We start from the raw sequence: 17,694 nt of genomic DNA on the forward strand, positions 1-17,694 counted from the left end.
CGCGCGAGTTTGCCGTCGGCGGCCTGCCGCGGCCCGTGGGGCGCCCGCGTTGTGAGGTCACCGTTCGGCGAGGGCCGCGGCCACCCGGCGCAGCCCCCGCCCCCTTCAGGCCGACACCAGCAACCGCCCCCGCCTGGCGTACGCCAGGGACTCCGGGGTCAGGACCGGGCGCGGGACCAGGATCCCGCAGTCCGCGCAGACCGGGCCGGAGGACGGTTCGTGGTCCAGGCCGTAGCGCCAGACCAGGTGTTCCCCGGCGCACACCGGGCACGTCGAGCCCGGGTCGCGCTCCAGTGCGGCGATCAGCCGGCGCAGCACCTCGGCCAAGGGCTCACCGGGGTGCACCCGCGGGTCGTCGCACCAGGCGACCCCGAAACCGCCCCAGGTCATCCGGTGCCAGTCGTCCACGCTGCCCGGCCGGCGCAGCCCGTCGTGCTTCTCCTTCCTGCGGCGGCCGGCGAACTCGACCTCGTAGTCGAGCCACACCGCACGCGCCTCCTCCAGCTCCTCCAGCGCGGCCACGAGCCGCACCGGATCGGGAGACCTGTCCTCGGGACCGAACCCGGCCCGGGAGCACAGATGGTCCCAGGTCGCCCGGTGCCCGTAAGGAGCAAACCGCTCAAGGCACTTGCGCAGTGAGTAACGCCGCAGCGCCAGATCGCACCGCGGATCCCTCACCTGTCTTGCCAGACTCCGGAAACCGGCCATCGCCCTGCACCTCCGTCACACCTGCACCTTGTACTTCGGTCACTTCGGCGTCGTCGTACGGTCCGTCGTGCCGAGTCGCCGTACGGACGTCGCCGGATAGACGCACCGACCCGCGAACCGGCTCCATCCGATTTCCGATGTCTGCCATAACTCCGCCCCGGTTGACCGTCATGTCCGCCACGGCGACTCCCAAAAGTGACGCATGTTCACCTTCCATCTCGGGGATACCGGCGGTAACGTCCCGCACCATCCCCGTCGGGAGGAGCTGCCATGTCACGGCGCACCCCACGCAACGCGCTCGACGAAGAGAGAACTCCCCGTAGATTCCACGGGTTCCTGAAGACCGCATCCGTATGCGTCCTCATTGCCGGTCTTTTGTCGCCCTTTTCCCAAGCGGTCGCGGCCGACGCGACGCCCGCTGCCGCGGCCGCTGCCGCCGGCGACTACTGCGGCGGCCAGTGCTCGGACATCCTGCCGCCCGGCGAGAACGGCAACGCCACCCTCGCCCAGATCCTCCTCAACCAGGGCTTCGGCACCCAGCCCAGCCACGCCGCAGACCAGCTCGGACCGTACGCCAACCTGGCCACCGGCTACTCGGCGCTCACCGACGCGAAGATCAACAGCTTCTTCAACGACGCCTCGTTCGGGGTCCCCGCCGACCAGGTCGCCTCCACCGAGAAGCCCGCCGGCCGCGGCGACGTCACGATCGTCCGGGACAAGAAGACCGGTGTGCCGCACATCACGGGCACCACCCGCTACGGCACCGAGTTCGGCGCCGGATACGCCGCCGCCGAGGACCGGCTCTGGCTCATGGACGTCTTCCGGCACGTGGGCCGCGGCCAGTTGACCTCCTTCGCCGGCGGCGCCGCCGCCAACCAGGGCCTGGAGCAGCAGTTCTACCGCAACGCGCCCTACACCGAGGCCGACCTCCAGGCGCAGATCGACAGCGCCGTGGCCAAGGCCGGCGCACGCGGCCAGCAGGCCCTCGCCGACGTCAACGCCTACCTCGCCGGCATCAACGCCTACATCGACGCCTCCGACTCCGGCCGCTACTTCCCCGGCGAGTACGTCCTGACCGGCCACAAGGACGCCATCACCAACTCCGGCACCATCGACCACTTCAAGGTCACCGACATGGTCGCGCTGGCCTCCGTGGTCGGCTCGCTCTTCGGCTCCGGCGGCGGCGGTGAGGTGAACAACGCCCTCTCCCTGCTGGCCGCCCAGGCCAAGTACGGCGTCGCGGAGGGCACCAAGGTCTGGGAGTCCTTCCGCGAACGCAACGACCCCGAGGCCGTCCTCACCCTCCACGACGGACAGAGCTTCCCGTACGCCACGAAGCCCACCAGCCCGCAGGGCCAGGCACTGCCCGACGCCGGCTCGGCGACCCAGGAGCCGCTGGTCTACGACCGCACCGGCAGCGCCACCGGATCGGTCGCCGAGGCCGCCTCCACCACGGCCGCCCGGTCGACGCTGTCCTCCGCCAGGCGCGGCATGTCCAACGCCCTGGTCGTGAGCGGCGAGCACACCGCAAGTGGCCACCCGGTGGCCGTCTTCGGCCCGCAGACCGGCTACTTCGCACCGCAGCTGCTGCTGCTCCAGGAGATCCAGGGGCCCGGCATCAGCGCCCGCGGCGCCTCCTTCGCGGGCCTGAGCATGTACGTCGAACTCGGCCGCGGCCAGGACTACTCGTGGAGCGCCACGACCTCCGGCCAGGACATCATCGACACCTACGCCGTCGAGCTGTGCCAGGACGACTACCACTACCTGTACCACGGCGCCTGCACGGCCATGGACAAGGTCGAGCGGGCCAACTCCTGGAAGCCCACCACCGCCGACGGCACGGCGGCCGGCTCCTACACGATGCGCGTGTGGCGCACCAAGTACGGCCCGGTCCAGTACCGCGCCACCGTCGGCGGCAAGAAGGTCGCCTACACCACCCTGCGCTCCTCGTACCTGCACGAGGCCGACTCGATCATCGGCTTCCAGATGCTCAACGACCCCGACTTCGTGACGGGCCCGGAAGGCTTCCGGCAGGCCACGCAGCACATCAACTTCACCTTCAACTGGTTCTACGCCGACTCCCGGCACACCGCCTACTACAACAGCGGCGACAACCCGGTGCGGGCGAGCGGCGTGGACGCCGAGTTCCCGGTGTGGGCGCGGCCGGCGTACGAGTGGCGGAACTGGGACGCGGCGACCAACACCGCCGACTACACCCAGGCCGCCGCCCACCCGAACTCCGTCGACCAGGACTACTACATCTCCTGGAACAACAAGCAGGCCGCGGACTACACGGCCGCGCCCTGGGGCGAGGGCTCGGTGCACCGCGGAGACCTGCTGGAGGACCGGGTGAGCGAACTCGTCGCGGCGGGCGGCGTGACGAGGGCGTCGCTCACCAAGGCGATGGCGGACGCCGCCCTCGCCGACCTGCGGGCCGAGGACGTCCTGCCCAAGCTGCTGAAGGTGATCGACAGCTCGCCGGTGACCGACGCCACGGCCGCCGCGGCGGTGGGCAAGCTGCGGGACTGGGTGGCCGCCGGCGCCCGGCGCACAGAGACCAAGGCCGGCTCCAAAACGTACGCCAACGCCGACGCGATCAGGCTGCTGGACGCCTGGTGGCCGCTGCTGGTGAAGGCCGAGTTCGAACCCGGCCTGGGCAGCGACCTCTACACCGCCTTCGGCGCCAACCTGCCGACCGACGAGTCCCCGTCCGCCGGGCACGGCCCGACCGGCTCGCACGCCGGCAGCGCCTTCCAGTACGGCTGGTGGAGCTATGTCGACAAGGACATCCGGGCGGTTCTCGGTGAGCCGGTGCGGGGGCCGCTGGCCCGCGAGTACTGCGGCGGCGGCAGCCTGAGCGCCTGCCGGGACAGCCTGATCAGCACCCTGAAGCAGGCGGCCGGGGCGACCGCGGCCCAGGTCTACCCCGGCGACGACCAGTGCTCGGCTGGCGACCAGTGGTGCGCCGACTCGATCGCCCAGCGCCCCCTGGGCGGCATCAAGCACGGAAGGATCAGCTGGCAGAACCGGCCCACCTTCCAGCAGGTCGTGGAGTACACCTCCCACCGGTGAACCGGTGAACCGGTGAACCGGTGAACCGGTGAGCCGGAGCGGGGGAGCGGCGGCGGGGCGCGTCAGCGGATGCGGCCCGCCGCCAGCACCACCCGCGCCAGCTCCGGGTGCACGATGTCGCTGTGCGCCCCGGCCGGCGGACCGCCGCGCCTGATCACCTCGGCCGCGTCGACGTTCACGCACCCGGAGACCGGCAGCGGCGCGCTCAGGGCGGCGGCGAGGGCGTACGCGCGCGTGCCCGGCACCCCCTGCACGCCGTCGTGCCCCATCGCACCCCACTCGGGCCCGAGCAGCCCGCCGATGTCGACACCGAGCACGGACCGGTCGTCGTCCGCCATGCGCGCGGCCAGCGGGTAGAACGTGCCCAGGGCCGAGTCGAAGCGGGAGTGGCAGCACACCAGCGGGCCGTCGACACGGTCTTCCTGGCCGCACAGCACCCCGCCCGCGCCCGGGTCGTCCGGCAGCCGGGGGGCGAACGCGTAGTGCGAGAAGGCGCCCTGGAGGAGGGTCACGGACTTCACCGACCGCACTCGCGCGGGCAGCCCGCGCAGCGCGAACGACACCAGCCGCCCGCCGAAGCTGTGCCCGACCAGATGGACCCGCACGCCCGGAGCCGTGTGCGCGAGCCGCCCCACCGCCGGGCCCAGCCCGCGCTCCCCGACCGTGCCCGCGCGCCGCTTCATCGCGTAGTACGTCGCCTGCCGCAGCAGTTCCTTCGCCCCGTCCCACGGGTCGGGCAGCGAGAACGTCTCCGGCCCGGCCGGCGCCTCGAGCCGCGCGGCCGCCGCGGCGAACTCGGCGCAGACGTCCGCCGTGGGCCGGGTGAACATGCCCGGTTCGCCCCGCGGCACGCCCCGCGCCACCGTGTCCGCGGCGAACAGGGCCTGCGGCCCCGGCGGCGCGGCCTCGGCCAGCAGCCGTACCAGCCGCCCGAACTCCTCCAGGGCGGTGCCCTCCCGGGGCCGCTGGTCCAGCATCCGCGCGAGCCGGTCGACCACCGCGGCCCGCCCCGGGAAGGTGTCCAGCAGCGCGCGCCGGGTGTCCTCGTCGAGCGCGGGGCCCGGCGCCGGCCCGGCGGCGGAGCGCGGGAAGTCGGGGATCGGCTCGTCGCAGAACCGCATCGACGGCCACACCACGCCCACGTACCCGATCCGCGCGGCCGGCGCGAGGCCCGGGACCGGGGCGAAGAACCGGCTGTAGAGCCGGGTGGCCTCCGAACGGTCGTTGTTCCAGCCGTGCGCGAAGACGATCAGGTCGCGCACGCCGCTTCCCGGCAGGTCCGCGAGCAGCCGGTCCCGCTCGGGACCGTCCGGGTCCCCGTCCGCGTCGAAGGTCAGCTCCCAGTAGGGAGCAACGCTCATCGCCGGATCCGTCATCAGCGACCCCCTCGTGCCCCGCAGCGGTGCGATGTGTGGTGCATCGTCCTGCCGACGTGGCGAGTTGGCCATACGTCCCGGCTCAGCCGGAGGGAGAATTTCACCCGCGCGGCGGTACGGGCCCCGGCGGTGGAGCGGCGCCCGGGCCCGGGCGGCGGCGAGGGGGGCCTCGGCGGCCGGGGACGGCCTCAGCGGTAGAGGAGGTACTGCTCGCGCACCTTGCGGAACGCGGCCAGTTCCGCCCGCCAGCCGGACACCACCTCGTCGGTGCCGGCCCCCGCGTCGATCATCGTGCGCACGCGCGCGGACCCGGTCAGCTTGTCGATCCAGTCGTCCGACCGCCAGGCGAAGCCGTCCCAGACCTGCCGGGCCGTCACGAGCAGCCCGATCCCGGTCCGTACCGGGTCGAAGACGGTCCGGTCGTCGACGTGGAGCTGCACCCCGCCGACCGTGCGGCCCTGGAACTTGGAGAAGGTGGGCGCGAAGTAGGCCTCCCGGAAGCGCACGCCGGGCAGGCCGAGCGCGTCGGCCGCGGCCGCCCAGCGGCCGTCGATCCCCTCCGCGCCGAGCAGTTCGAAGGGGCGGGTGGTGCCGCGGCCCTCGGACAGGTTGGTGCCCTCGAAAAGACAGGTCCCGGAGTAGACGAGGGCGGTGTCGGGGGTGGGCATGTTCGGGCTCGGCGGCACCCAGGGCAGGCCGGAGGCGTCGTAGAAGTCCGACCGCCGCCAGCCGGTCATCGGGACCGTGTCCAGCGGCACCGGCGTGGTCAGGAACTCGCCGTTGAACAGCCGCGCCAGTTCGGCGACGGTCATGCCGTGCGCCTGGGCGATCGGCTGCCGCCCGACGAAGGTCGCGAACTCCTTGTGGAGCACCGGGCCCAGCGCCTCCCGGCCGGTCGCCGGGTTGGGGCGGTCGAGCACCACGAACCGCTTCCCGGCGAGCGCGGCGGCCTCCATGCAGTCGTACAGCGTCCAGATGTAGGTGTAGAAGCGGGCGCCCACGTCCTGGATGTCGAAGACGACGGTGTCCACGCCGGAGGCGGTGAACACGTCGGCGAGCGGCTGTCCGCTCTTGAGGTACGTGTCGTACACGGGCAGCCCGGTGGCCGGGTCGTCGTAGCGGCCCTCGGAGCCGCCCGCCTGGGCGGTGCCCCGGAAGCCGTGCTCGGGGCCGAAGACGGCGGTCAGGTCCACCCGGCGGTCGGCGTGCATGACGTCCACGATGTGGCGCACGTCGCGGGTGACGCCGGTCGGGTTGGTGACGACGCCGACCCGCTGTCCGGCGAGCCGCGCGTAGCCGGCGTCGGCCAGGCGCTCGAAGCCGGTGCGCAGCGGCCGGCCGCCGCGCACCGGGGCCGCCTGGGCCGGCGCGGCCGGGACCGTCGAGGCCGCGACCGCGGCCGTGGTGGCGAGCAGGCTCCGTCGGGACAGCTTCATGCGGTGACCTCCGTGATCGCGACACGTGTCATGCCCACGCACGCTAGCGTGCGGCCGGACCACAGGGAACGAGCCGGACCGGTCCGGATCACCGGGCAGCCGGAGACGCCCCTTCCGCACGCCATACCGACCGGTTAGTCTGGCGCGGCAGAGCCGATGCGCAGGGCGTCGACGTCGTGTCGAAGGAGACCGATGGTGGAAGCCGTTCAGGGTGCGGGAGTGGTCGTCACCGGGGCCGGGGGCGGCATCGGGGCGGCGCTGGCCCGCCGGTTCGCCGCCGAGGGGGCGCGAGTGGTCGTCAACGACCTCGACGCCGCACGGGCCGGGGCCCTCGCCGAGGAGATCGGCGGCGTCGCCCTGCCGGGCGACGCCGCCGCGGTCGTCGCCGAAGCCCGGGACGCGCTCGGCGGCGCCGTCGACGTGTACTGCGCCAACGCGGGACTGGGCTCCGGCGGCTCGGAGGCGGCCGGCGAGGAGGTCTGGGCGCGCGCCTGGGACGTCAACGTCATGGCGCACGTGCGCGCCGCCGAGGCCCTGCTCCCGGCCTGGCTGGAGCGCGGCGGCGGCCGGTTCGTGTCGACCGTCTCCGCCGCCGGGCTGCTCACCATGATCGGCGCCGCGCCGTACAGCGTCACCAAGCACGCCGCCCACGCCTTCGCCGAGTGGCTGTCGCTGACGTACCGGCACCGCGGGATCAAGGTGCACGCGATCTGCCCGCAGGGGGTGCGCACCGACATGCTGGCCGCCACCGGCAGCGCGGGCGACCTGGTGCTCCGGCCGACCGCGATCGAACCGGAGGACGTGGCCGACGCCCTGTTCGAGGGCATCGAGGAGGACCGCTTCCTGATCCTGCCGCACCCCGAGGTCGCCGGTTTCTACCAGGCCCGGGCCGCCGACCCCGACCGCTGGCTGACGAACATGAACCACCTCCAGCGCAAGTGGGAGCAGATCCGGTGACCCCAGCTCCCGCCTCCCGCTACGCGGCCAAGCCCTGGCTGGCCCTCCTCGACGACGCCCAGCGCGCCCCCGTCGCCCCCGCCGGCTCGCTCGTGCACGCCCTGCGCCGGTCGGCCGCCGAGGCCCCCGACCGCACCTTCCTCGCCTACTTCGACGCCCGCCTCACCCACCGCGAGACGGACCGGCTCAGCGACTCGGTCGCCGGGTACCTCGCCGCGCGGGGGCTGGGCCGCGGCGACCGGGTGGCCGTCGTGCTGCAGAACTCGCCGCACTTCGTGCTCGCCGTCCTCGGCGCCTGGAAGGCGGGCGCCACCGTCGTCCCGGTCAACCCGATGTACAAGTCGGCCGAGGTCTCCCACGTCCTGGAGGACGGCGAGGTGGCGGCGCTGATCTGCTCGGACCGGGCCTGGGAGGCGTATCTGCGGCCGACCGCCGCCGCCTCGCCCGTGCGGATCGTGCTCACCGCCTGCGAACTGGACTTCCAGACCCGCGACGACGCGCGGGTGCTCGCCTTCGAGCGGCTGCCGCGGACCTCGGACGCCGACGACCTGGTGACGGTGGCCCGCGCGGGGCACCGGGCGCCCGAGGGCCGCGACCCGGCCCCCGACGACATCGCCCTGATCAGCTACACCTCCGGCACCAGCGGCACCCCCAAGGGCGCCACCAACACGCACCGCAACATCATGTACAACGCCGAGCGGCAGCGCACCGGCCTCGGCCTGCCCGAGGCGCCGGTGTACTTCGCGCTGGCGCCGCTGTTCCACATCACCGGCATGGTCTGCCAGTTCGGCGCCTGCCTGAACAGCGCGGGCACGCTGGTGCTGGCGTACCGCTTCGAGCCCGGGGTCGTGCTGGAGGCGTTCGCCGAGCACCGGCCGCACTACACGGTCGGCCCCTCCACCGCCTTCATGGCGCTGGCCGCCCACCCCGCCGCCACCCCGGACCACTTCTCCTCCTTCCGGATCATCTCCTCCGGCGGCGCGCCGCTGCCGCCCGCGCTGGTGGAGAAGTTCCGGGCGGGCTTCGGACCGTACATCCGCAACGGCTACGGCCTCACCGAGTGCACCGCACCCTGCGCCTCCGTGCCGCCCGGCCGCGAGGCGCCCGTCGACCCAGTCTCCGGGACGCTGGCGGTGGGCGTGCCCGGCCCCGAGACGGTGGTGCGGATCGTCGACGACACGGGCGCCGAACTGCCCTTCGGCGAGCAGGGGGAGATCGTGGTCAGCGGGCCGCAGGTCGTGCCCGGCTACTGGCGGCGGCCCGACGCCACCGCCGAGACCTTCCCCGGCGGCGAACTGCGCACCGGCGACATCGGGTTCATGGACGAGCGGGGCTGGCTGTACGTCGTCGACCGCAAGAAGGACATGATCAACGCCTCCGGCTTCAAGGTGTGGCCGCGCGAGGTCGAGGACGTCCTCTACACGCACCCGGCGGTGCGCGAGGTCGCCGTCGTCGGGGTGCCGGACGGCTACCGCGGGGAAACCGTCAAGGCGTACGTCAGCCTGCGCCCGGGCGCCGGGACGGACCCGGACGCCCTCGCCGCCTACTGCAAGGAGAGACTGGCCGCCTACAAGTACCCGAGGCAGGTGGAGATCCTGCCGGACTTGCCGAAGACGGCGAGTGGGAAGATCCTCCGTCGGGAACTGCGTTCCCGTATTCACGACAGTCAGCAGGACCAGCAGGACCGGTAGGTCCACGGAAAGGCAGGTGGCGGCAGTGCCCAGGACGACGGACTCAGCCGGTACTCCTGTGCCGCAGCGGCTCCTGGCCGCCGCCACCCGGCTCTTCGCCGAGCAGGGCTACGACCGCACCTCCGTGCAGGAGATCGTCGAGGCGGCCGGCGTCACCAAGGGCGCGCTGTACCACTACTTCGGCTCCAAGGACGACCTCCTGCACGAGGTGTACGCGCGTGTGCTGCGCGTCCAGCAGGAACGGCTGGACGCCTTCGCGGGCGCGGACGAGCCGATCGAGAAGCGGCTGCGGGACGCCGCCGCGGACGTCGTCGTCACCACGATCGACAACCTCGACGACGCGTCGATCTTCTTCCGCTCCATGCACCACCTCAGCCCGGAGAAGAACAAGCAGGTGCGCGCCGAACGCCGGCGCTACCACGAGCGGTTCCGCGCCCTGATCGAGGAGGGGCAGGAGCAGGGCGTCTTCTCCAGGGCCACCCCGGCCGACCTGGTGGTCGACTACCACTTCGGCTCCGTCCACCACCTGTCCACCTGGTACCGCCCGGACGGACCGCTCACTCCCCAGGAGGTCGCCGACCACCTGGCCGACCTGCTGCTGCGGGCGCTGCGTCCGTGAGGTGAGCGAGGAGGGCCGCGGCCGCCGGGTTCCGGGGCCGCGCGCCCCGGCCCGCCAGGACGACCGTACGGCCGGGCTCGGGCTGCCGGATCCGCACGCAGGGCAGCCCGGCCCGCTCCCCGACGGCCCGGGGCACGAACGCCACCCCGATCCCGGCCCGCACCAGGTCGACCAGCAGTCCTATCTGGGTGACGTCGCAGGTGATCCGGCGCTCCAGCCCGCAGTGCGCGGCCAGGCGCCGCACGGCCGTCTCCAGTCCGGTGCCGGCCCGGAAGTCGACGAAGGGCTCGTCCGCCAGGTCCCTGACGAGCGTGCGGCCGGCCCCGGCGAGCGGATGCCCGGGCGCGGTGATCAGCACCAGTTCCTCGTTCCAGGTGGCGTGCCCGTGCAGCCCCTCGGGCAACTCCCGTGAATCCGGGGCGAGATACGCGAGGTCCAGCTCCCCGGCCCGCAGCGCGTCGGTGAGTTCGCCGACCGGGGCGTCCCGCACGGACACCTGGATGCCCGGGAACCGCCGGTGGAACGCGGCCAGTTCGGCCGGCAGGTCGACACAGGTCAGGGTCTGGATCGTGCCGATGGACACCCTCCCGGCGGCCAGACCGGCGACGGCCGCGACCGCGTCCCGGGCCGCCTCGGCCCCGGCGAGCAGCGCGCGTGCCTGGGGCACCAGGGCGCGGCCCGCCTCGGTGAGCACCACCCGGCGGCCCGTCCGGTCGAACAGGTCGGCGCCCAGCTCGCGTTCCAGATTCCTGACCGAGGCGCTGAGCGCCGACTGGACGATGAGTTCGGCGCGCGCGGCGGCCGTGAAACCGCCCTCGGTCACGACCGCCATGAAGTGGCGGAGCTGACGGATCTCCATGCATCTACTTTAGAGATGGCTGCCAGCTGATTCATCTGTTGGACCGCTGGGTGCGCTCCCGGCCAGGCTGAGGGCCATGGATCACGTACCCGTGCTGTGGACCGCCGCCTACGCCCCCCGCCGCCCGGCCGCCCTGCGCTTCGCGGCCCGCCGGCTCCTGCGCGCGCGCTGCTTCCTGCGCGCCCTGGCACTGGCGGACCACACTCCGTCGGGCGGTTACTAGCGCTGGGCGGCGGTCACAGGTACTTCTTCAGCTCCCGGCGCGCCAGCGAGCGCTGGTGGACCTCGTCCGGGCCGTCGGCGAGCATCAGGGTGCGGGCGCCGGCGTAGAGCTCGGCCAGCGGGAAGTCCTGGCTGACGCCGCCCGCGCCGTGCAGCTGGATCGCCCGGTCCAGGATGGCGACCACCGCGCGCGGCGTGGCGATCTTGATGGCCTGGATCTCCGTGTGGGCGCCCCGGTTGCCGACGGTGTCCATCAGCCAGGCCGTCTTCAGCACCAGCAGCCGCAACTGCTCGACCTGGACCCGCGCGTCCGCGATCCAGTTCTGGACCACGCCCTGCTGGGCCAGCGCCTTGCCGAAGGCGGTGCGGGAGACGGCCCGGCGGCACATCAGCTCGATCGCCCGCTCGGCCATGCCGATCAGCCGCATGCAGTGGTGGATGCGGCCGGGGCCGAGACGGGCCTGGGCGATGGCGAAGCCGCCGCCCTCCTCGCCGATCAGGTTGGACACCGGCACGCGCGCGTGGTCGAAGACCACCTCGGCGTGACCGCCGTGGTAGTGGTCCTCGTAGCCGAACACCTGCATGGCCCGCTCCACGGTGACACCCGGGGTGTCGCGCGGCACCAGCACCATGGACTGCTGACGGCGGATGTCGGCGCCGTCCGGGTCGGTCTTGCCCATCACGATGAAGACGCGGCAGTCCGGGTGCATGGCCCCGGAGATGTACCACTTGCGGCCGGTGACGACGTACTCGTCGCCGTCCCGCTCGATGTGCGTGGTGATGTTGGTGGCGTCCGAGGAGGCCACCTCGGGCTCGGTCATCGCGAACGCCGAACGGATCTCACCGTCGAGCAGCGGCTGGAGCCACTGCTTCTTCTGTCGCTCGTCGCCGAACTGGGCCAGCACCTCCATGTTGCCGGTGTCGGGCGCCGCGCAGTTCGTCGCCGTGGGGGCCAGTTGCGGGGAGCGGCCGGTGATCTCGGCGAGCGGGGCGTACTGGAGGTTGGTCAGCCCGGCGCCGTACTCGGGGTCGGGCAGGAAGAGGTTCCACAGACCCCGCCGGCGTGCCTCGGCCTTCAGCTCCTCCACCACCGGCGGGTTCTCCCAGGGCGAGGCGAGCCGGGCCCGCTGCTCGTGCGCGACCCGCTCGGCCGGGTGGACGCACTCGTCCATGAAGGCGAGGAGTTCGCCGCGCAGATCCTCGGTGCGCGCGTCGAAAGCGAAGTCCATGACTGATCAGTCCTCCTGGAGGCCGCTGTGCAGAGTGGTCAGGCCGTGCTGGATGAAGACGGGCACCAGGTCGCCGATGCGGTCGAAGCCGCGGCCGACCGTCTGGCCGAGCGTGTAGCGGTAGTGGATGCCCTCCAGGATCACGGCGAGCTTGAACCAGGCGAACGCCGTGTACCAGGAGACGGCCGAGACGTCGCGCCCCGAGCGCGCGGCGTACCGCTCGACCAGTTCGGCGGGGGAGGGGTGCCCGGCCGCCTCGGCGGTCGTGGACACGGGCGACTTCGGCAAACCCAGCGGAGTGCAGTACATCACCAGCAGACCGAGGTCGGTGAGCGGGTCGCCGAGCGTGGACATCTCCCAGTCGAGGATCGCCCTGATCCCGTCGTCCGGGCCGATCAGGACGTTGTCGAGCCGGTAGTCGCCGTGCACGACGGCGGGCGCGGGGGAGACGGGCATGCGGCGCCCGAGGGCCGCGTGCAGTTCGTCGATGCCGGCCAGCTCGCGGTTGCGGGAGGCGTCCAGCTGCTTCCCCCAGCGGCGCAGCTGCCGGTCCAGGAAGCCCTCCGGCCGGCCGAAGTCCGCCAGGCCCACGGCGGCGGGGTCCACCGCGTGCAGCCCGACGAGCGTGTCCACGAGCGACAGCACCGCGTTCCGGGTGCGCTCCTCGCCCAGCGGAGCGAGCTGGTCGGCGGTGCGGTACGGGGTGCCCTCGACGAACTCCATGACGTAGAACGGCGCGCCCAGCACCTCCTCGTCCTCGCACAGCAGCACCGGGCGCGGCACCGGGACCTCCGTCGGGTGCAGCGCGCTGATCACCCGGTGCTCGCGCCTCATGTCGTGCGCGGTGGCCAGCACATGGCCGAGCGGGGGCCGCCGGACGACCCACCGGGCGGCGCCGTCGGAGACCGCGTACGTCAGGTTCGACCGTCCGCCCTCGATCAGCCGGCCGGTCAGGGGGCCCCGCGCCAGGCCGGGCGCCTCGCGGTCGAGCAGGACGCGCAGCCGGTCGAGATCGAGTCCGGGCGGGTGGTCGGGGCTCATCATGGCTCCTAGGTGCGGATCCTGAGGCGAACGGGACCCCACCATGATGCCGACCGGTCGGTATGTCGTCCAGTGCGCCATCCGAACGTGACCCGCGCCACGCCTGCCGCCCGCGCCAGACCTGCCGCCCGCTCCGCGCCTGCCGCCTGCGCCGCGCCCGCCTGCCGCCCGCGCCACGCCCGGTCGGGCCCGGCGCCCGCGCCCCGTCCGTCGCCCGGGGCGCGGGCGTCCGCATCCGGCGAGACACCCGAGAGACCCTAGACGACCAGCAACACCGCGCACAGCGCCAGCGCGACCGTGCCCAGGACCGTGGCGGTGGCCAGGCGCGGGGTGAGAGCAGGTGGGGCCGGCTGGGCCAGGCAGCGGATGCGGAACTGGGCGACCAGCACGAAGCCCAGCCAGAACAGGCAGCACAGGGCGCACACGACGACGGCGGCGGGCGTGACGCCGCCGTGCAGGGCCGCCTTCACGGCGAGCACGGCGGCCACCGTGCCGGACAGCGTCGTACGCCGCCAGGCCAGCCGCGTCCGCTCCGGTTGCAGCCCCGGATCCCGCGGCGGGCCCGCCGCCCGGGCGCCGTCCCGGCCGGATCCGCCGGCCGTGCCGCTTCCGTCGCTCGCGCCGTCCCCGCCTGCCGCGCCGTTCCCGCCTGCCGCGCCGTTCCCGCCTGCCGCGCCGTCCCCGTCCGTCGCGCCGCTCCCGCCCGCCGCGCTCATCCGGCCCAGCCGGCGAGGACGACCACGACCATCGCGACGGCGACGACCGCGACGACGAGGCTCAGCAGCGCCGGGAAACGCGACGCCGGCAGGTCCTCGCCGCGCCGCATCGCCCGCTCGCAGCGCACCCAGTGGTTGACCGCGCGCAGTGAGCACAGCACGCCCGCGGCGAGCAGCGCGAGCGCGAGACCGATGCGCCAGGCCCAGCGCAGGTGCGGCAGGAACTGGTCCACCGCGAAACCGCCGCCGATCAGGGCGAGCGCGGTGCGCACCCAGGCCAGGAAGGTCCGCTCGTTCGCCAGCGAGAAGCGGTAGTCCGGCGTGCTGCCCTCCTCCCGGACCTCCTCGGGGGCGAACCACAGGCGGACGTTCCTCACGAAGTCGATCACCCGAGGGACCTTACCCAGGCCGGGCGGGCGCCGGCCCGGGGGCGCGTCACCCCGCCGACCGGTACGCCTTCAGCCGCTCGTACGCCGCGAGGCCGTCGGGCACCCACTCCCACTCGGGCAGCCGGCGCTCCACCTCGTCGGCCGGCAGGAAGTCGTGCCAGGCGACCTCCTCGGCCTGTGGCCGTACCGGCAGCTCGCAGCGCACCTGGTACACCGCCGACCACCAGCCGTAGCCCGCGTCGTGCTCGTACAGGAACTTGAACAGGTACTCCGGGCGGGGCAGCCCGGTCACCCCCAGTTCCTCCTCGGCCTCGCGCAGCGCCGCGTCGTCGTAGCTCTCCCCGGCTCCCACGACCCCGCCGACGAACATGTCGTAGAGGGAGGGAAAGGCCAGCTTGGTCGCGGTACGGCGGTGCACGAACAGCCGCCCCTCGGCGTCCCGGACCTCGACGAAGACGCAGCGGTGCCGCATCCCCGCGGTGTAGACCTCGCCGCGCGGGGCCCGCCCGACGACGCGGTCGTCCTCGTCGACGACGTCCAGGATCTCGTCCGCAGCGCTCATGCCGCCCATCCAAGCAGGCGCCGGGAGGGCGGTCCGCCCCGGCCGCTCAACGCGGCTGCAGATTCCGTGCGTCCCGCTCGGCGGCCGAGTTTCCGCAGGGCATCGCCGGGTGCAGACCGAGCAGGACGATGCCCGCGACGATCGCCGCGAGACCCGTCGCCTCCCAGGTCAGCGCGGGCACGTCGGTGTGCAGGCGGTCGCCCAGGAAACCCACCCCGCAGGCGATGCCGGCCAGGGGCTCGGCCGCGGTGAGCGCGGGCAGGGACATGCGCAGCGGCGCCGTCTCGAAGGCGCTCTGCACCAGGACCAGCCCGGTGACGCCGATGACCAGCAGTCCGTACGGCTGCCAGCCGGTGAACAGCTCCGTCCAGCCGCCCGCGGCGAACCGCTGCCCGCTCACCCGGGTCAGCGCGTCCTGCACGCCGTACAGCAGCCCGGCGGCCACGGCCAGCAGCACCGGCCCCCAGCTCAGCCGGGAGCGTTTGGCGTAGGTGGTCAGCAGCAGCGCCAGTCCCACCATCGTGCCGATGATCAGCCAGTGCCGCAGCGGGTCGGTGACCGCGCTGCCGGCCCGCGGCCGGCCCGCGAGGATGAACGCCGTCACCCCGCCCGCCAGCAGGGCCAGGCCCAGCCAGCCCTGCCGGCCCAGCGGCTGCCGGGTCTGTCTGCGGGACAGCGCCAGGGCGAACAGCAGATTCGTCGCCAGCAGCGGTTCCACCAGCGAGATCTCGCCCCGGCCCAGCGCCATGGCGCCGAGGACCATGCCGGCGATCATCAGGCCGAGACCACCGAGCCAGCGCGGCACCTTCACCAGGTCCAGCAGCAGCCGGGGCGAGAGGAAGTCGCTCAGCGGCGCCCGCTGGGCCGCGTTCTGCTGGAGCACGAATCCGAAGCCCAGGCAGCAGGCGGCGCTCACGGCGAGAATCAGAACCAGAACCGACACGCTGCGTACCTCGATCATCCGGCCGGGCCACGGGGTGCGTAATGGCCGACTGTAGCGTCCCGGTGCGCTGTCCGCCGCTGGGCCTGCCCGGATCCGGGCACGCCGACTCGGTCACGACGCCCTGTGCGTCAGGGCGATGGCACGGCTGTGCGGCCACGGTGGGAGGACCGGCGGAAACACGCCATGACGTACGCCGTACGAGTGAGTCATCGCCGGGCACTTGACCGCTCCGCCGACCGAACGCGCGCCGACCGAAGGGCCGAACGCGTGCCGTGCCGACCGATCAGTGTGCCCCGGGCCTCCGAAGTGCCGAGCGGTCGGACCGGCCTTCCGCGGGGCGTCGGCCGGCCTTCCGCGGGGCGCCGGCCTGCCGTCGGCCGGCCTTCCGTCACGCGTCGGGGGTCCGGCTGTCGGACCGTCGGCCGACCCGTCGTCAAGCGTCGAGCCGTCGCCGGACAGTGTGCCGGGCGGACGGACGGGGCGGACGGGGCGGACGATCGACCGGACGGGTGGTGCGTCGATCGGCCGACCGGGCGGGTGGCCGGACGGTCGATCGGCGGGCGGCCGGTCAGGCGGCCGAACGGGTGACCGGGCGGGTGGCCGGGGGTTCTGCCGGGCTGGTGACCGGTCGGCCCGGGGGAGCGGACGTTCGCACAAGTGCGGTGTGCACAGGGGCAGTTGACGCGTGTAACGCATCGGCTGCCCTTGACGCCGCCGGTTCGCTGAGGGTTTGCTGTGCGTGATCAGTTGATGGCCGACCGATGACCGAAGGACAAGCCGCGGCGAGTGGGCCGACGGGGCAGCGCCGCCCCGCGACGGACCCGGCCGCGGACCGGCACGAAGACGACGTGCGCGGCACGAACGCAGCACGAACGAAAAGCGCGTGAGGAAGTTCCGCGGTGCCCCCACCCCCGCCTCCCCTCGGCCGCGGCCGCAAGCGTGCGGCCCAGGTCTTCGACGCCGCTCTCGACGACACCGAACTCGTCACCGCCCGCACCGCCTTGGCCCAGGGCCGGTGGCAGGCGGTGCGCTCGCTGCTCGCCCGCACCGGTGACGACTGGGACCGGCGCGGGCACCGCGTCGCCGTCCTCGCCGAACCGCCCCACACCGCGGCCTGGGCAGGCGACTGGCTGCTGGCCGAACCGGAGTCCGCCGACGCCTCCGTACTGCTCGGTGTGGCGCTCGTCCAGCGCGTCCTGGGCGGCAGGGAGAAGCCCGACCGCGCCCGCGAGAGCTGCCGGTCGGCGGCCGCGCTCGCGCCGGCCGACCCCACCCCGTGGCTCGGCCTGCTCCTGCTGGAGCGCGCCCTGGGCGAGGAGGGGCGAGGAGGCCGAGGTGGTCCGCCTCTTCGACGAGGTGCGTCTGCGTCACCCCGAACACCACCACGCCCACCACCTGATGGTGGCGGCCCTCGCCGAGCGCCATGCCGCGGCCGGCCCGGACCCGCTGCACGAGGTCTACGACTTCGCGAACTGGGCCGCCGAGCAGGCGCCGGCCGACTCCCCGCTCGCCATCCTGCCCGTGGTCGCGCACGCCGAGCGCTACCGCGCACTCGCCGTCGGCGGCCATGCCCCGGCCGACCCCGTCGCCTCCGGGCACTGGGCGGGCCGCCGCGCCCGGCAGGTGATGAAGGCCGCCTTCGACTGGTGGCTGGAGTGGGGACAGGAGGGCCATCCGCGACGCATGGTCGACCTGAACTACCTCGCCCACGCCAAGCACTGCCAGGGCCGGGGGGCGGAGGCCGCCGCCCTCTTCCTGCGCATCGGGGACCACGCCACGGCGGAACCGTGGTCGTACCCCGACCGGGAGCCGTACACCGCCTTCCGCACCGCCCGGGCCGCTGCCCTCGGCACCGGCTAGCGCGCCGCCGGCAC

At 73.6% G+C, this 17,694-nt stretch carries 15 protein-coding genes and 1 pseudogene; 6 read left to right on the plus strand and 10 right to left on the minus strand.

What is annotated here, in order from left to right:
* Window positions 1-105 precede the first annotated feature (105 nt).
* Window positions 106-708: a hypothetical protein gene (locus ACF061_RS29425; protein WP_392270023.1), complete on the minus strand. Its 603-nt coding sequence runs from the start codon at window positions 706-708 to the stop codon at window positions 106-108.
* A 270-nt stretch (window positions 709-978) separates the two neighbouring features.
* Between ACF061_RS29425 and ACF061_RS29430 the strand changes: the two genes are divergently transcribed.
* The gene (locus ACF061_RS29430; RefSeq protein ID WP_392270024.1) at window positions 979-3,780 is read left to right on the plus strand and encodes a penicillin acylase family protein; all 2,802 of its coding nucleotides are present in this window, start codon (window positions 979-981) and stop codon (window positions 3,778-3,780) included.
* 62 nt (window positions 3,781-3,842) lie between these two features.
* Here ACF061_RS29430 and ACF061_RS29435 read toward each other — a convergent pair whose 3' ends face one another.
* The gene (locus ACF061_RS29435; RefSeq protein ID WP_392270025.1) at window positions 3,843-5,156 is read right to left on the minus strand and encodes a serine-threonine protein kinase; all 1,314 of its coding nucleotides are present in this window, start codon (window positions 5,154-5,156) and stop codon (window positions 3,843-3,845) included.
* Window positions 5,157-5,344: 188 nt separating this feature from the next.
* Complete coding sequence (locus ACF061_RS29440) at window positions 5,345-6,592, minus strand: exo-beta-N-acetylmuramidase NamZ domain-containing protein (RefSeq protein ID WP_392270026.1); 1,248 nt, start codon at window positions 6,590-6,592, stop codon at window positions 5,345-5,347.
* A 192-nt stretch (window positions 6,593-6,784) separates the two neighbouring features.
* On the opposite strand from ACF061_RS29440, the gene ACF061_RS29445 reads away from it, so the two are divergent.
* Genes ACF061_RS29445 through ACF061_RS29455 form a run of 3 tightly spaced genes read left to right on the plus strand, consistent with a single transcriptional unit; the run spans window position 6,785 to window position 9,859 of the window.
* Window positions 6,785-7,549, plus strand: a complete 765-nt coding sequence (locus tag ACF061_RS29445; protein ID WP_392270027.1) for an SDR family oxidoreductase — start codon at window positions 6,785-6,787, stop codon at window positions 7,547-7,549.
* On the plus strand, window positions 7,546-9,240 hold the full coding sequence (locus ACF061_RS29450) for a class I adenylate-forming enzyme family protein (RefSeq protein WP_392270028.1): 1,695 nt from the start codon (window positions 7,546-7,548) through the stop codon (window positions 9,238-9,240). The genes ACF061_RS29445 and ACF061_RS29450 overlap by 4 nt, the downstream gene beginning before the upstream one ends.
* Window positions 9,241-9,265: 25 nt before the next feature.
* The gene (locus tag ACF061_RS29455; protein ID WP_392270029.1) at window positions 9,266-9,859 is read left to right on the plus strand and encodes a TetR/AcrR family transcriptional regulator; all 594 of its coding nucleotides are present in this window, start codon (window positions 9,266-9,268) and stop codon (window positions 9,857-9,859) included.
* Here ACF061_RS29455 and ACF061_RS29460 read toward each other — a convergent pair.
* Window positions 9,798-10,718, minus strand: a complete 921-nt coding sequence (locus tag ACF061_RS29460; protein WP_392270030.1) for a LysR family transcriptional regulator — start codon at window positions 10,716-10,718, stop codon at window positions 9,798-9,800. The genes ACF061_RS29455 and ACF061_RS29460 overlap by 62 nt on opposite strands.
* Window positions 10,719-10,794: 76 nt before the next feature.
* On the opposite strand from ACF061_RS29460, the gene ACF061_RS29465 reads away from it, so the two are divergent.
* The gene (locus ACF061_RS29465) at window positions 10,795-10,941 is read left to right on the plus strand and encodes a hypothetical protein (RefSeq protein ID WP_392270031.1); all 147 of its coding nucleotides are present in this window, start codon (window positions 10,795-10,797) and stop codon (window positions 10,939-10,941) included.
* 13 nt (window positions 10,942-10,954) lie between these two features.
* Here the strand turns inward: ACF061_RS29465 and ACF061_RS29470 are convergent, their stop codons facing one another.
* From ACF061_RS29470 to ACF061_RS29495, 6 genes are all read right to left on the minus strand, one after another.
* On the minus strand, window positions 10,955-12,169 hold the full coding sequence (locus ACF061_RS29470) for an acyl-CoA dehydrogenase family protein (protein WP_392270032.1): 1,215 nt from the start codon (window positions 12,167-12,169) through the stop codon (window positions 10,955-10,957).
* Between the two features lie 6 nt (window positions 12,170-12,175).
* On the minus strand, window positions 12,176-13,210 hold the full coding sequence (locus ACF061_RS29475) for a phosphotransferase family protein (protein ID WP_392270067.1): 1,035 nt from the start codon (window positions 13,208-13,210) through the stop codon (window positions 12,176-12,178).
* A gap of 257 nt (window positions 13,211-13,467) precedes the next feature.
* Entirely contained in the window at window positions 13,468-13,752 is a 285-nt protein-coding gene (locus ACF061_RS29480) for a DUF202 domain-containing protein (RefSeq protein ID WP_392270068.1), read from the minus strand.
* Between the two features lie 170 nt (window positions 13,753-13,922).
* Window positions 13,923-14,315 (minus strand): YidH family protein, encoded by a 393-nt coding sequence (locus tag ACF061_RS29485; RefSeq protein WP_392270033.1) that lies wholly within the window; start codon window positions 14,313-14,315, stop codon window positions 13,923-13,925.
* Between the two features lie 46 nt (window positions 14,316-14,361).
* Window positions 14,362-14,877, minus strand: coding sequence for an NUDIX domain-containing protein (locus ACF061_RS29490; protein WP_392270034.1), 516 nt, complete (start codon window positions 14,875-14,877; stop codon window positions 14,362-14,364).
* A 46-nt stretch (window positions 14,878-14,923) separates the two neighbouring features.
* A complete protein-coding gene (locus tag ACF061_RS29495; protein WP_392270035.1) occupies window positions 14,924-15,820 on the minus strand; it encodes a DMT family transporter in 897 nt (298 codons plus the stop codon).
* 899 nt (window positions 15,821-16,719) lie between these two features.
* On the opposite strand from ACF061_RS29495, the pseudogene ACF061_RS29500 reads away from it, so the two are divergent.
* A pseudogene (locus ACF061_RS29500) lies at window positions 16,720-17,680 on the plus strand (hypothetical protein).
* Window positions 17,681-17,694: the final 14 nt, after the last annotated feature.

The organism is Streptomyces sp. NPDC015220, assembly GCF_043079345.1.
Classification (GTDB): domain Bacteria; phylum Actinomycetota; class Actinomycetes; order Streptomycetales; family Streptomycetaceae; genus Streptomyces.

Bases quoted from the DNA above. Each gene is read 5' to 3' on its own strand.
- ACF061_RS29445 (WP_392270027.1), top strand. From the start codon at position 6,785: ATGGTGGAAGCCGTTCAGGGTGCGGGAGTGGTCGTCACCGGGGCCGGG.
- ACF061_RS29435 (WP_392270025.1), bottom strand. From the start codon at position 5,156: ATGACGGATCCGGCGATGAGCGTTGCTCCCTACTGGGAGCTGACCTTC.
- ACF061_RS29425 (WP_392270023.1), bottom strand. From the start codon at position 708: ATGGCCGGTTTCCGGAGTCTGGCAAGACAGGTGAGGGATCCGCGGTGC.
- ACF061_RS29440 (WP_392270026.1), bottom strand. From the start codon at position 6,592: ATGAAGCTGTCCCGACGGAGCCTGCTCGCCACCACGGCCGCGGTCGCG.
- ACF061_RS29490 (WP_392270034.1), bottom strand. From the start codon at position 14,877: ATGAGCGCTGCGGACGAGATCCTGGACGTCGTCGACGAGGACGACCGC.
- ACF061_RS29470 (WP_392270032.1), bottom strand. From the start codon at position 12,169: ATGGACTTCGCTTTCGACGCGCGCACCGAGGATCTGCGCGGCGAACTC.
- ACF061_RS29465 (WP_392270031.1), top strand. From the start codon at position 10,795: ATGGATCACGTACCCGTGCTGTGGACCGCCGCCTACGCCCCCCGCCGC.
- ACF061_RS29430 (WP_392270024.1), top strand. From the start codon at position 979: ATGTCACGGCGCACCCCACGCAACGCGCTCGACGAAGAGAGAACTCCC.
- ACF061_RS29475 (WP_392270067.1), bottom strand. From the start codon at position 13,210: ATGAGCCCCGACCACCCGCCCGGACTCGATCTCGACCGGCTGCGCGTC.
- ACF061_RS29460 (WP_392270030.1), bottom strand. From the start codon at position 10,718: ATGGAGATCCGTCAGCTCCGCCACTTCATGGCGGTCGTGACCGAGGGC.